Source organism: Novosphingobium aureum (assembly GCF_015865035.1).
GTDB classification, from domain to species: domain Bacteria; phylum Pseudomonadota; class Alphaproteobacteria; order Sphingomonadales; family Sphingomonadaceae; genus Novosphingobium; species Novosphingobium aureum.
The window spans coordinates 168786-182857 of record NZ_JADZGI010000002.1 but is presented as its reverse complement, the minus strand read 5'-3'; the positions used below and the strand labels follow the sequence as shown (position 1 = coordinate 182857).

Here is a 14072-nt window from a genome sequence, read left to right as displayed (position 1 = left end):
CCGCGGCAGGCCTTCGCGGTAGCGATTTCTCGGGAAAAATCGCAGATATCCGCCTGCCGGGCAATTGCACTTTGTCCGACAGGAATACTATAGGCTCCGATGTGTCGCATCGTCGACACCAAGGCGATGGCAGAGGGTGCGGAAACCGTGGACGTAGAAGATCTCAGGATTGATGCCAATCCGACGCTGGTGCGCGAACATGCCCTCACCAAGCTTCGCTCGGCTATTGCCAGCGGGCTCTATCCTCCCGGCAAGCGGCTGGTCGAACGCGAACTGTGCGAAGTGCTCGGCGTCAGCCGAACCTCGGTACGCGAGGCCTTGCGCCAGCTCCAGGCCGAAGGCCTGATCGAGGCAGGGCCGCGCCGCAACATCATGGTCGCGCGGGTCAGTCTCGAGGATGCCCGGGACATCTACGACTTGCGTGCGCTGATCGAGACCGAAGCGGTGCGCCGCGTGGTCGAGCGCAAGGACCCCGAAGTGGTCAAGCGGCTGCAGGCGATGATGAAGGATATCCGCCGGATCGTCCGCAAGAAGGACGTGCCCGCACTCGCCGAGCAGGCCGGGGCGTTCTACGAGGAAATCCTCGTGGCCTCGGGTAGCCGGATCATTGCAGAGACCGGAAAGCAGTTGCTCAAGCGCGTGTCCTACCTGCGTCTTACCGCGATGTCGGGGCCTCAGCGCCTCGATCAGGGCATGAGCGAGTGGGAGCGCATCGTCGATGCCGTGGCCGCAGGCGACAGCGCGGGCGCGGTCGAGGCGGTGCGCGATCACATCGTCAATTCGCGCGATTCCATCTTCGCGGTGGCCGAGCGGGAAGGCGCTGTCGGCTGATTGCCGCCTCCAGTTCCGAGGGCGGCAGGTTCCGATGCAGCCCTGGCCATGTTGGTGAAGTCGTGATGCAAGAGAAAAGGGGGCGCCCTGCCGGGTGCCCCCTTTTCCTTTCGATGTACCCGCTCAGGTGCGGATCAGGCGTAGGCCCGGTCGGCGACGATGAAGGCGGGGCCCTTGTCGAGGAAGTGGCGCACGACCTTGATCATGCGCTCGGGCTGGTCGACCTGCACGCCGTGGCCAGCATCGTAGACGTAGGTCAGCTTGCAGTTGGGCAACGTGCCTGCGAGCACCCGTCCGGCCTCGGGCGGGGTTACGGCATCGAGTGTGCCTTGGATCACCAGCACCGGGACCTCGATCGCGGGAAGCAGGCCGAGCAGGGTCTCGTCGACCGCGACCGGGCCGCCGTAGGCCTGGAAGGCGGCGCGGTTGCCCGCGGCGATCTCGGCACTGGGCATGAGGTCTGCGGCCTTGTCGGGGTAGGCGAACAGCACCGGCTTGCCCGGCGGCGGCGGGGCGGCTCCGACAGCCAGACCCGAGGGGGCCTCGAGCACCATGTCACGCACTACGCCGGGCGTGCGCGCGGCGAGGTAGAGGCTGACCTGTGCGCCGAACGAGCCGCCGAACAGATCGACCGCGTCCTCGCCGATCACCGCCTGCTTGAAGGCCGCCAGCCAGTCGGCGAGCGCGGGCAGGTCGCCGATCGTCTCGATCAGGGGCGAACCGCCGAAGCCGGGGAGCACCGGCATGATCACCTTGCGCCCTTGCGCGAGCATCGCGAGCAGCGGCGTCCACAAGGGGCCGCCCGAGGTGTGAACGACGAGCAGGGGCTCGCCTTCCCCGCCTACGATGTACTGCGTCTCGTTCCCGTCGATGGTGACGGTCTTGGTCTGCGGCGTGATGGCGGCATCGCCGCTCGTCTTGGTCAGGGTCTGCGTGGTCATTTCAAAGGTCCCTTACCTGGGGCAGGACTTCGGCATGGAACAGGTCCATGCCGCGACGGACGGCATCGACCGGCAGGTTGCCGATCTGCATGCTCAGGTTGATGCGGCCGCAGCCCAGCTTCTCCTTGAAGCGGGTGATCTGGTCGGCGACGCTCTTCGGGCTGCCGCAGAAGATCGAGCCGCCCTCGATCATCTCGTCGATGGTCTTCTTCGAGACGACTTTGTCGAGACGGTTGTCATAGCTCGAGCCGGCCTGCGCCTTGTTGAAGTAGCCCGCGCGCGCGACGAGCTTGAGCGCGTCGTAGGTCGGCTTCATCAAGGTGTCGTGGAAGTAGTCGAGCGCCTCGGAGAAGATGCGGCGTGCTTCCTCGTCGGTCTCGGCGATGCAGGTGCTGGCACCCATGAGGATGTCGTCCGGGCTGGCTTGCCAGCCGTTTTCCTCGGCCGTGCGGTAGTAGGTCTCGACGTTGTCGCGTGCGACGTCGAGATTGTGGATCAGGCCCATCCCCATGATCGCCTTGCTTTCGGCGGCGATCGCGGCGGATTCGATGTTGCTGGCCGACATCAGCACCTTGGGGCTGGACTGGATCGGGCGCGGCCAGATCGAGATCGAGCGGAACTGGTAGTACTCGCCCTCCCAGCCAAAGGGTTCGGGCTCGGACCAGCACTTGCGTACCAGCTGTGCGGCTTCCTTCTGGCGGGCCCGCGATTCTCCGGGGGGCGAGTTGTAGGCGATGTACTCGTGCGGCACGCCGCGCATGAAGCCGGCGATCAGGCGACCGCCGCTCATCACGTCGATCATCGCGTATTCCTCCGCGACGCGCACCGGATTTGAGAGCGGCAGCAGGTTGCCGACCATGGCAAGGCCGATGGTCTTGGTCTCGCGGGCGAGAATCGAGCCGATCAGGTTGCAATTGGCCATCGTGCCGTAAGGGCTGAAATGGTGCTCGTTGCAGGCGATCCAGTCGAAGCCGGTGGCTTCGGCGTGGACCAGCAGGTCGATGTAGTCGTTGTAAAGCTCGCGCCCGATCTGCGGATCGTAGTCGCGGTTGGGTGTGGGATAGACCTTGGGCGGCTCGGGATAGTGCGGCCAGGGCATGAGGTTGAAGAAACCGAACTTCACGTTGTTTCGCTCCTGCGATCAGAGGATTGCGTCGTTTGCGGCGGCCTTGCGCCGCAGCAGGCCACGGCCTGCCAGCAGCAGGACGCAGCCGGTTGCTGCGCCGGCGCCACCGACGATGGCCATCGAGCGGCCGAGGTTTTCCGGCCCGCCGAAGACGTGGTCGGTAAGAAAGGCGGTCACCAGTGCGATGATCGCCTGGCCCAGGATGTTCTGGACGAAGAAGAAGCTGGCCACGTAGAGGCCGCGCAGCCGGTTGGGAGCGACGCTCGCGGCGACGACTGCGTGGTGCCCGACCGATGCGCAGACGAGGAACACCAGGACGGCGAGCAGCACGAAGGCGGCAGTGGATGACGAGACCAGCGGCACAGATCGCACCGGTGATGAACGGGGCGTCTGTGCGCGCCTTGGCAAGCAGGCGATCGGTCGAGGCCGCGCCGAACCACTGTCCCAGCAGCGTGGGCCCGAGGAAGATCAGTGCCAGAGGGAGGCTTAGTGCCGCGGGGCCAAGGCCGTGCGAACGCTGGAAAAGCGCCGGGCCCCAGAGCATGAATCCGGCGAAGGGCAAGTTGATCGCGCTGTAACCCAGGATGTAGCAGATCGAGAGTGCGCGGTTTTCCTTGAGGAAGGCGAGGAAGGCAAAGCGCGGTGCGTTCGGCGCTGCCATGCGAGCGGGAATTTCGGGCGTTGCCGGGGCGCGCGGCGCGGCCTTCTCGCCCCGGCGTGGCGGTTCGCGCATGGTCAGCGTGAGCAGTGCCAGCAGCAGGCCGGGCACGCCGAGCACGACGAAGACGAAGCGCCATGGGGCAAGTTCGCCGGTGAAGGGCAGGGCGATCCCGCCTGCCTGCGAGGCAAATCCGATCAGCTGACCGCCCGCGAAATAGGCGATCGAGGCACCGATCGAGACACCCAGCGTGTAGATCGCCACCGCGCGTCCACGCCGGTGAGGGGGGAAATAGTCCGCGATCAGCGAATAGGCAGCCGGTGACAGCGCGGCTTCGCCGATGCCCACGCCCATCCGGCTGACGAACAACCAGCCGAAGCTCTCCGCCAATGCGGTGCTGACCGTGGAAAGACTCCAGATCGCGATGCCTACGGTGACGATGAGGCGGCGCGAATAGCGATCGACCAGCCAGCCGATCGGCAGGCCTGCGGTCACGTAGAACAGGGAGAACGCCACTCCGCCGACGAGGGCGAACTGCATGTCCGACAACTGCAGGTCGCTGGCGACCGGTCGGATAAGGATGGCGAGAATGGTGCGGTCGATGAAGGCCACGACATAGGCCGCGAAGAGCAGGGCCAGTGCCCAGTGCGCGCGGCGCTTGGGAGGCCACGACGGGGCATCTTGCGAATCACCTTCGTGAACCTGGTTGCGCTCTTGCCACACGATTGTTGCGTCATTGGCGTGCGCGGCGCGGCCTTCGAAAGGTGCTGCGATATTCGTCATACAATATTACAAACGTATTATCGGGCGCTTGGCAAGCGTCGATCGCGGAACAGACGAGAAAAATTTTGCATTGCGACATGTCAAATTTTTGCTCTTGCGAACGCAAAAATTTTGTATGACAATCACATCATAAGACGTTCTGGAGGCGGGGTGGCCGACAGGCGTTGCCAGCAAGAATATATCCAAGACTGCGGTCAGCGCGGCAAGGGAACCAACGCAGGAGGATCGGAGACCAGATCTCTGATCTTGAAGGGGAAAACATGAGCTCAATCAATCGATCGTCCGCTTTCGGTGTCGCCGGCAAGGGGCTTCTGGCCTCGATCTCGCTTGCTGCCCTTGGTATCGCCATGCCCGCAGCAGCGCAGGAAACGGCCGCCGAGGCCAGTGCAGCCAGCGATGCCGCTGCAGCGGCCAGCGCCAACACCATCGTCGTCAGTGCGACGCGCCGCAGCGATGCGACGATCACCGATACCGCGCTTTCGATCACGGCTTTTTCGGGCGAACAGCTCGAACGCCTCGCGGTCAACGACATCTCGGACCTGCGCGTTCTCGACCCCTCGGTGAACATCCAGAGCTACGGCGCGGCGCAGAACAAGATCATCCTGCGCGGCATCACCTCCAACGTCGGCGCGACCTCGGCGATGTACCTCAACGAATCCGCGGTACTGGGCGGGCAGGCCGGCAACATCCTGGGCGATGGCAAGCCGGGCCTGCGCCTTCACGACATCGAGCGTGTCGAAGTGCTCAAGGGGCCGCAGGGCACCTTGTTCGGCACCAGCTCCATGGCTGGTACCCTGCGTATCATCACGAAGAAGCCCGACCTCTACAACTGGGGCGGCAGCGTGGGCATGGACCTTGCCGCCGTCGATGACGGCAATCCGCTCGCGCAGGGCAATGCCACCATCAATGCCCCGATCGTCGAGGGCGTGTTCGGCCTGCGCGTGACCGGCTGGGCCGAGACTGGCGGCGGTTTCATCGACCAGCTGGTCAACGACACCACGTATTACAAGGACGCCAACGACCGCTACGTGCGCGGTGTGCGCGCCGAGGCGCTGCTGCAGGTGACCGAGGACTTCTCGCTGCTGGGCTCGTTCACGCACCAGCGCATCGACGTCGATGGTTCGCAGGCGTTCCAGATGGCCAACGAGGACTACCTTAACACCTCGCCCACGCGAGAGGTGTTCAAGGACAAGTATACGCTGGCCTCGCTGACCGCCGATTACAAGATGGACTTCGGCTCGATCATCGCGAGCGTCAACTATACCGACCAGAACGTACGCAATCCCAAGGATTCCACGCCGACCAACGAGCTTTACGGTCTGTTCGCCGACCTCAGCTTCGTACCGCGCGTGTGGTTCGAGGACGTCAACACCGAGCTGCGCTTCCTGTCTGACTTCGACGGCCCGTTCCAGATTGTCGCCGGCGGTTACTACGAGCACACCAAGAGCCACACCCAGACCAACGCCATTCAGGCGCCGGACTCGGTGCCGGTCTGCTGGAGCTATGACGAGTGCCGTCCCTACGTACAGCCGGGCTGGGGTAACAGCGTCTACGAGTTCGGTACCGATACCGAGCGCACGATCGACCAGTTCGCCTTCTATGGTCAGGTCGACTACACCATGTTCGACACGCTCACCGCGACCGTTGGCCTGCGCTACTTCGAGGCCGACATCCGCGACGTGGTGACCAACCTGCAGACGATCTATCCCGATTTCATCTTCGGTCAGGTCACCACGCCCAGCGTCACCGGGGACAACAAGGGTACCAACAGCAACACCAGCTACAACTTCGCGCTCTTGTGGGAAGCGACCCCTGACGTGAGCCTCTATGCCCGTGCCGCTTCGGGCTATCGCATCGGCGGCGTCAACACCGCGACCTCGCTTGCGCAGGAAGCCGGCGTGATCTTCCCGGGCACTTTCGGTCCGGATAGCCTGTGGAGCTACGAACTGGGTGCCAAGGGCTATCTGTTCGGCGGCGCGCTGTTCTTCGACCTGACCGGCTATCATGTCGACTGGACCGACCAGCAGCTTTCGGCCAGCGCTGCGGGCTCGTTTGCCTATACCATCAATGCTGGCAAGACGACTTCGGACGGTGTCGAGCTGAACCTGACGCTGACCCCGATGCAGGGGCTTTCGCTCAACGGCTCGGTTACTTACGTCGATTCCAAGCTTGCCGAGGACCTGCCCGCCGACGTGCTCGATGCCGGAACGATCGGTCTCGAAGGCGACCGTGTGCCGCTCTCGCCGCAGTGGTCGGGCGGCGCCAACGCCGATTATGAGTTCGGCCTCAGTGACAGCCTGTCGGGCTTCTTCGGCGGCAATGTCGTCTATCGCGGCTCCAGCCGTTCGAGCTTCAACGACCAGAACCAGTTCAACACGCTGCTGCCGAGCTACTGGCTGGTCGGTGCCAGTGCGGGCGTTCGCGGTGACGGTTGGGAGGCGAGTCTCTACGCCAAGAATCTGGGCAACGAGCTCGCGGTTCTGGGCGTCAACGACTCGATCGACGGCGTTCGTCTTTACCCGGTGCAGCCGCGCACCATCGGGGTGCGCTTCACCGGGCAGTTCTGATTGCACAGGGGGGAGGCTGTCCGCCGTGATCCTGGCCCGCGTCCAGGTTCCCTCCGCGGCGGATAGCACTGTAGGGACCAAGGGTCCCGTCATGCGGAAAAGGGTCGGTACCTGCGGGGGGCAGGTGCCGGCCCTTTTCTCGTTGTCCGGACCGTTCAGGATGCGCATGCGTTTCCTGCCCCGCGAGCATGGCGCAAGCAAAACGTTAACGGATGGTGACCGCCAATGTGCCGGAACGTGTTCCTCGGTGCGCCTGCGAAGCGAGCGGGGGCGGTGCGATTAGATGACCAGCCTTAGTCGGTTGGGGGGCTGGCCTGAACGGTGCCGTCCAGTTTTTCGCGATTGCGATATTGCGGCGCGAAAAGGACCGTTTCGCGTTGCCTAACATGCTTGTTCCCAGCTGACCGGGCATGGTGAAGTTGCGGTTAACGATGCGCATTCAGGCTGTCTCATAGGCCGGGTTAAAGCCTTGTGCGCCGATTATGCGGTGGCCCGGAACCGGTTCCTCCTTCCCGGCTTAGGGCGTTCCACGGATCGCAACCACGTTCGATCCAGACCACATGGGGGTACACTATGAAGAAAGCACTTGCTCTGGTCGCGGCCGGCATGGCCGTCACGCTCTCGGTCCCGGCGCTCGCCGCGCCCAAGGGCACCTTCGACAAGTCCTCTTTCGGCAAGGTTGAGGCCAAGTCGTTCAACAAGTCGCTGCCCAAGGGCCTGCTCAAGGCTTACGCGCATGCCAACGAGAATGGCCGCAAGGGCATCGAGAAGGCAATCGCGAACCAGTACAAGTCGCGCGGATGCTGATCTGACGCGATCCTTGCGGGGGCGATCTTCCCGATCCGTCCCGCAAGGCAACCGAGATGCAACGACGGTCCCCGTCGCTCCGGCTCGCAGGCCAGGCGAACGGGGACCGTTTGCATTTGGGCTGAGCCACACCTGACCGTCCGGCTCCGATGCGCCGCAACGACGAATTCCCCGACGCCCTGGGGGGGAGCGTCGGGGTGCTGAACCGGGCCGCCCCGGGGGGGTGGGGGAGCGGCCCGGCCGGGAGTCGCCTCCCTAGTGCTTCATGGCGCGAGCGGACAATCGGCGTGTCTCAATCGTGGCCCTTGCTCATGAATTGCTCGACGACATTGGACATGTCGAAGCTCTTGCCGCCCTGGACCGGAGGATACTGGGCCAGCGTCATCAGGTGTTCCTTCATCAGCTCGCCCAGCGGGCCGGTCTGCCACGAGACCTTCTGGATGAGGTGGCCGTAGCTGTCCGAATTGTCGTAGCTCTCGAAGGGGTCCATGCGGATGTTGAAGACCAGCGGCTTGGAGCGCCCGGTGATCGTCCCATAGTAGTCCTCGGTGGTTGAGAAGTGCCACTTCCACGGGCCCATGCGCAGCGCTGCCAGCTTGGATTCGTTGTAGAAGAACAGGTGGTTGCGCGCCGAGTCCTCGCTCTCGCCCTTCCAGTAGGGCAGGTTGTTGACCCCGTCGATGTACTGCTGCTTCTCGGCCATGACCTTCTCGTTCACGTCCTCGATCCCGGCAGCGACCGCGAGCGTGGTGAACATGTCCTGGTGGCACTGGATGCCGTTCTTGAGCTGCATCGGCTCGATCACGCCGGGCCATTTCAACATCGAGATAACGCGGATGCCGCCCTCGTAGGTGGTCATCTTCTCGCCGCGCCAGGGTGTGGTCGCGCCGTGCGGCCAGGACGAGTGCTCGGGGCCGTTGTCGGTCGAGTACCAGACGATCGTGTCTTCCTCGAGGCCCATCTCCTTCAGGAAATCGAGCACGATGCCGACGTCGTGGTCGTGCTGCATCATGCCCGAGCCGTGCAGGTCGGCCTCCGACGAGTACTTCTCGGCGGCATAGCGCCACTTGTCGTTGAGGCGGGTGTAGAGGTGCATGCGGCTGGTGTTGAGCCACACGAAGAAAGGCTCGTCCGCGTCCTTCGCGTTCTTCATGAATTCGAGCGCAGGTGGAATGAATTCCTTCTCGTCGATCTCGTGCATGCGCTCCTGATGGAGTGGACCGGTGTCCTCGATCTTCTGCTTGCCGACCTTGCCGAAGCGCGGATCCTCGGTCGGATCGTCCTCGTCAATGGCCCAGGTGTGGAGCACGCCGCGCGCACCGAACTTCTTCTCGTATTCCTCGAGGCTGCCTGAATAGGCCTTGGCGAAGGCCTGATAGTCGCGCTGCTGGTCCTCTTCCGAAACGTTGAGATGGTAGAGGTTGCCGAAGAACTCGTCGAAGCCGTGGTTGGTCGGCAGGTGCTCGTTGCGATCGCCGAGGTGCGACTTGCCGAAGTGGCCGGTGCGGTAGCCCGCCGCCTTGAGTACCTCGGCGAGGCAAGGCGAGGCGGTCTGCAGGCCGAGCGGCTCGCCCGGCTGTCCGACGGTCACCATGCCCGAGCGGATCGGGTACTGGCCGGTGATGAACGAGGCGCGGCCCGCGGTGCACGAAGGCTGTGCGTAATGGTCGGTGAAGCGGATGCCGCCATAGCCGATGGAATCGATGTTGGGCGTAGTGTAGCCCATCGTGCCAAGGCCATAGGCGCTCACGTTCTGCCAACCGATGTCATCGCCCCAGATCACTAGGATATTGGGCTTCTTCTTCGTGGCCATCGGCTTGTCTCCTGCGCTTATCGTTATGCGAATGGGTCCGGGCCGGAGTACTCGGTGGCGGCGAGGTCCGGCCTCGGACGCAAACTCTCGACCAGATCGTCGGCGTTGGGCATGGGGGGAAACGCCTAGATGGACGGGTTAAGTTTCTCGGTTGACCCGCATTATCGCCTGTTGCACGTCTGGTAACATCCTGCGTGCGGCGTATTTCTTGGCGCACAATCGCTTGCGCGGGAAACGATGATCGCAAGGGTATCGACAAGGGCAGCGAAGTGTCGTGGCGACGCTGCGTGTCCCCGGCGGGAGGACGCGCATTCGGCAGGCACGAAGTTGTCGAGGGAACGACGGGCGCTCTATGGTGTCCGGCGGCTCGTTTCTTCGTTTAACTTGCCAAAAGGGGACCTAGTCTTGTGGAAATAGGGGTTTCCCCGATGGTGTCTTGTGATCGTAACGAGGACAGTGCCAACGTGCAGAACGGCAGGCGGTCCGCAGCTGCCGCCTGAGCGGAGAAGAACATGAGCAGTCCGGTGCGCCGCATCATCCTTGCCGACGATCACGAGGCCATTCGGCTGGGTGTGCGTTCGGCCTTGTCAGTGCATCCCGACTGGCGCGTGGTCGGCGAAGCCGCGACCGGGCGCGAGGCGCTCGAACTGGCACGCTCGGTGCGGCCCGATATCGCCATCATCGACTATTCGTTGCCGATGATGAACGGTCTCGAACTGACCCGCGCGATCAAGAAGGAACTGCCGCGCACCGAGGTGCTGATCTTCACCATGCACGACCGCGAGGACGTACTGGCCGAACTGCTCTCGGCGGGCGCGCGCGGGTACCTGCTCAAGTCCGATGCCAGCAAGCACCTGATCTCGGCGGTGGAGGCCCTGGCGATGCGCCGGCCCTATTTCTCGGGCAATGTCTCGCAGACCCTGCTCGACCGCTTCATCGAATCCGCTAGCAAGAATTCCAACGGCACGGCGCTGACCCCGCGAGAGCGCGAGATCGTCCAGCTCATTGCCGAGGGACGTCTCAACAAGGAGGTCGCGGCGATACTGGGGCTGTCGATCAAGACGGTCGAAACGCACCGCGCCGCAGCCATGCACAAGCTCGATCTCAAGACGACCGCCGACCTCGTGCGCTATGCGGTACGCAACAATATCATAGAACCGTGAAATGCCGGGGCGGAAGGGGCGTTTCCGCAGGAGGCGGGGCAAAGTCTGGCTCTAGGTATAAACCCTGATACCGGATCGGGCTCTGCCCTAGGCGTTGCTCAGGGGTATTGCGTAGGTATCGCTATCCCTGCTCCCGCAATGGCAGGGTAAACCGCGAACATGCGCATTGGCGTGACGCGAGTGCCAGCCTGAGCCTAGGGGCCTGACCCTAGTCGCGCGGTTTCGATGCGACGTCAGGAAAGGCCCGGCATTCGAACTACGGCCGTGACCGAGGTGCCGCCTTCGAGCGGGCGAACGCAGATGTCGCCGCCCAGCGCCGCCATGCGTGCCTTCATGCCATTGATGCCCACGCCCGAGCCGCTGCGGATTGCGTGCCTTGCCCTCAGCCCGAGGCCGAAGTCGCGGATGCGCAGGCACATCCAGCTCTTGCAGCAGTGCAATCGCATTTCCGCGCGCTGCGAGCCCGAATGCTTGAACACGTTCATCAAGGCTTCCTGGCCAACGCGCAGGAGTGCCATCTCCATGTCGACCGGAACCCGGCCCTTCGCGTAGTCGCGGCTGCGGAAACTGATGTCGATGCCCGTCCGGGCGGCCATGCCGAGCGCCAGCGTTTCAAGCGCTGTATCAAGGCCGTGGTCCTCCAGTTCGGGCGGGTGCAGGACATAGGTCAGGCAGCGCACCTGCTGTTGCAGGCGGGCAATGATCTCGTGGGCGCTGTCGGCGCTGTGCTGCTTGCCGGGCATGTCGTTCTCCATCGCGTTGATGGTGAAATCGAGTTCGAGCAAGAGCTGGGCGGTAACGTCATGCAGGTCGCGAGCGATCGCGCGCCTTTCATCGTCACGTGCCTTCATCAAGGCGAGCTTGAGATAGGGAGGAAGTCCCGGAGAAGGTATCCGGGCAGTCCGTTCAGGATTGTCTTTGCCCGGGGAAGTAACTTCGGGCGACAGCTCGATCGTTGCCTGGTCAAGACTTGTTCTCGTCCAGAGCCTTGGGTCGGTTGATTGCATAGGCACCCCCATTGCGCCGGTTGCAGCCAGATTTGTTCCCGGATCGGTCTAGGTGATCGTCCAGTGAACATAGTGATACTACTTGGTATTACATTACTGCAAGGCAATTATACATGCCTATGGAATGTCGTTTATAGCAATATTAATTAACCTTAATAGCTATAGCACTTACAATGAGTTGTGCTCTTCTCTCCGTATTTGACAAGCTTACCTGCGCTCATCTGCAATGCATTGTAAAAATGCGGCACCAACTCAATTCGGCGCCGATGCAGGCATGTGGCGACTCAGGGTAACCGCGAATCGGAACCGAGGGCTTGTATTGAGGTCACGTCGGTGCCGACGAGGCAGCCTTGCGCAGCCTTCACCTGCAGAAGGTTGCGCAAGCCGTGCCTCGGGCCTTTGTCGGTCGAACAGGTTCAGCCGAAGAGCGACAGGTTCAAGGTGATCGTCAGCACGGTCAGCAGTCCGACCACGAACAAGCCGACGGCGACGACAAGGCTGATCGAGACCGGGTAGGGAGTTTCCGCGTGGATCAGGTGCTGGGCCTTGAGGGCCTTGCGCATGGCGCGCAGTTTTAGCGCAAACTGGACATGGCGCCAGATGCCGCCGACCAGGATCAGCATTCCCAGCAGGATGAGTGTCAGCCCGAAGTTGCGCGGCGCGTTGTCGCTTTCGAAGGTTCCGGTCTGGGCGAGTTTTCGAAAGGCCTGGTACAAGGTGAACCCGAAGCCGATCATCGAGAGCGAGGTGCGGATCTCGGCCATCAAGGTTCGATCTGCCGCCATGCGCGTGCGGTGGATCGCCATGCCGGTGCGGCGCATGCCTAGTTCGGTGCGGTGCTCGGACAAGTCGGTACGGAATTCCGAAAGGTCCGTGCGGTGTTCGGAAAGCGAGGTGCGCCGGCGCGACAGGCCGGTACGAAAGCGCGAGAATATGGTCGAGGCCTCGGCCTTTTCCTCAGGCGCGATCTTGGGCAGCGGCGGCACCGGCTCGGGCCGCACCCGGCCGGGCCTCTCCGGCTCGACCTCGGGAGGATAATAAGGTGGGGGTCCGGACTTTCTTGCCATGTCCTGCTTGTTCCTGTCCTGCTCGCCTTGCGCCCAGGCCCTGGGACTCGGTGCGGGTGACCGTGCAAGCTGTACGGTGTCTTACCCGGATAGTCGGTGCGCTTCGCGGTGGCGCCTATCAGGGCTAATCCCGTGGAACTGCGGTGATTTCCCGCAGGAGGCGGGGAGGCTTGGGCAAATCCGGCCCGTTTCTAAGGTTTGCCCCGATGCTGCCGCTGATCGCGCGCTGCCATGATCCGGCCTCAAATCAGGGAGGTCAGATGGTACGGCTTAGCGAGACATGTGCGGGATTTGCCGTCGCGATCATCATGGCGACGAGCCCGGCTCAGGCGAGAGCGGCTTCAGGCGAAGCCGGGCTGGGCGAAGCGGCGACCGGCGCGGCCGAAACGGTCACGAGCGAGCCTGCATCGCAAGGCTCTTCGGAACCGCTCGGGGCACCTGCGCAGGCATCTGAACCCGGCGACACAGCCGCGAGCGGGGGAGGCGGCGGTGACGGTGCCGCGCTGGCCGAGCAGCTTGCCAACCCGATCTCAAACCTCATCTCGGTGCCGTTCCAGGCCAATTACGATTGCTGCTATGGACCGGCCGAGGGCGACCGCTTCACCCTCAATATCCAGCCCGTTATCCCGATCTCGGTCGGGCAGGACTGGAATCTCATAACCCGCACCATCTTGCCGGTCATCTCTGCCAGCGAAACCGTGCGTGGGGCAGGGGGCGACACCGGCCTCGGCGATACCGTGCAAAGCTTCTTCCTCTCGCCCAAGAAGGCGGTCGACGGAGTGACCTGGGGGGTGGGGCCGGTGATCCTGTGGCCGACGGGATCGTCCGCGTTCGGTACGAAGAAGTTCGGTGCCGGGCCGACTGCGGTGGTGCTGCGCCAGAAGGCGGGTGTGACCATCGGCATGCTGGCCAATCACGTGTGGTCGTTCGCGGGCAAGGACAGTGGCAGCGATGTCTCCGCCACTTTCCTGCAGCCCTTCGTGACCAAGACCTTGCCCGATTCCACCAGCTTCGCACTCAATACCGAGACCACCTATGACTGGAAGCGCAAGGCCTGGACCGTGCCGGTCAACTTCACCGTGAGCCACGTGGTCCACGTGAACAAGCAGGCACTCAGCCTGGGCGTTGGCACGCGCTACTATGTCGAGCGGCCTGCAGGCGGCCCGCGCTGGGGTGTGCGCTTTATCGCGACCTTCCTGTTCCCCAAGTAGCCCGGTCCGGACCAGACCTTGCAGCGGGGACAGGGGGGTGACCCCCCGTGCGAGCCAGCACAAACCCCGATGGGCGCGCGCCGCGATCCGGCCATATT

At 63.4% G+C, this 14072-nt stretch carries 11 protein-coding genes and 1 pseudogene; 5 read left to right on the top strand and 7 right to left on the bottom strand.

The features are described 5' to 3' along the window. Positions 1 to 99: 99 nt before the first annotated feature. Positions 100 to 831 (top strand): GntR family transcriptional regulator, encoded by a 732-nt coding sequence (locus tag I5E68_RS13980; protein WP_228727201.1) that lies wholly within the window; start codon positions 100 to 102, stop codon positions 829 to 831. 134 nt (positions 832 to 965) lie between these two features. On the opposite strand, the gene I5E68_RS13975 is transcribed toward I5E68_RS13980, so the two are convergent. The 4 genes and pseudogenes from I5E68_RS13975 to I5E68_RS20435 form a co-directional block, all read right to left on the bottom strand. Further along, entirely contained in the window at positions 966 to 1772 is an 807-nt protein-coding gene (locus I5E68_RS13975) for an alpha/beta fold hydrolase (RefSeq protein ID WP_197165086.1), read from the bottom strand. Position 1773: 1 nt separating this feature from the next. Further along, positions 1774 to 2895 carry an LLM class flavin-dependent oxidoreductase gene (locus I5E68_RS13970; protein ID WP_197165085.1) on the bottom strand — a complete coding sequence of 374 codons (1122 nt, stop codon included), beginning with the start codon at positions 2893 to 2895 and terminating at the stop codon, positions 1774 to 1776. An 18-nt stretch (positions 2896 to 2913) separates the two neighbouring features. After that, positions 2914 to 3261 carry a hypothetical protein gene (locus I5E68_RS13965; protein ID WP_197165084.1) on the bottom strand — a complete coding sequence of 116 codons (348 nt, stop codon included), beginning with the start codon at positions 3259 to 3261 and terminating at the stop codon, positions 2914 to 2916. Between the two features lie 43 nt (positions 3262 to 3304). Next, positions 3305 to 4339: pseudogene (locus I5E68_RS20435) on the bottom strand (MFS transporter); the annotation flags it as partial. A 260-nt stretch (positions 4340 to 4599) separates the two neighbouring features. Between I5E68_RS20435 and I5E68_RS13955 the strand changes: the two are divergent. Both I5E68_RS13955 and I5E68_RS13950 read left to right on the top strand, forming a co-directional pair. Further along, the gene (locus I5E68_RS13955) at positions 4600 to 6906 is read left to right on the top strand and encodes a TonB-dependent receptor (RefSeq protein ID WP_197165083.1); all 2307 of its coding nucleotides are present in this window, start codon (positions 4600 to 4602) and stop codon (positions 6904 to 6906) included. A gap of 573 nt (positions 6907 to 7479) precedes the next feature. Next, the gene (locus tag I5E68_RS13950; protein WP_197165082.1) at positions 7480 to 7713 is read left to right on the top strand and encodes a hypothetical protein; all 234 of its coding nucleotides are present in this window, start codon (positions 7480 to 7482) and stop codon (positions 7711 to 7713) included. 292 nt (positions 7714 to 8005) lie between these two features. On the opposite strand, the gene I5E68_RS13945 is transcribed toward I5E68_RS13950, so the two are convergent. Beyond that, positions 8006 to 9526, bottom strand: coding sequence for an arylsulfatase (locus I5E68_RS13945; protein WP_197165081.1), 1521 nt, complete (start codon positions 9524 to 9526; stop codon positions 8006 to 8008). Between the two features lie 512 nt (positions 9527 to 10038). Here I5E68_RS13945 and I5E68_RS13940 point away from each other — a divergent pair. Further along, complete coding sequence (locus I5E68_RS13940; RefSeq protein ID WP_197165080.1) at positions 10039 to 10689, top strand: response regulator; 651 nt, start codon at positions 10039 to 10041, stop codon at positions 10687 to 10689. Positions 10690 to 10922: 233 nt separating this feature from the next. Here I5E68_RS13940 and I5E68_RS13935 read toward each other — a convergent pair whose 3' ends face one another. Both I5E68_RS13935 and I5E68_RS13930 read right to left on the bottom strand, forming a co-directional pair. Then, entirely contained in the window at positions 10923 to 11540 is a 618-nt protein-coding gene (locus tag I5E68_RS13935) for a sensor histidine kinase (protein WP_197165079.1), read from the bottom strand. A 572-nt stretch (positions 11541 to 12112) separates the two neighbouring features. Further along, complete coding sequence (locus I5E68_RS13930; protein ID WP_197165078.1) at positions 12113 to 12763, bottom strand: YidH family protein; 651 nt, start codon at positions 12761 to 12763, stop codon at positions 12113 to 12115. A gap of 260 nt (positions 12764 to 13023) precedes the next feature. Between I5E68_RS13930 and I5E68_RS13925 the strand changes: the two genes are divergently transcribed. Beyond that, positions 13024 to 13974 (top strand): hypothetical protein, encoded by a 951-nt coding sequence (locus I5E68_RS13925; RefSeq protein WP_197165077.1) that lies wholly within the window; start codon positions 13024 to 13026, stop codon positions 13972 to 13974. Positions 13975 to 14072: the final 98 nt, after the last annotated feature.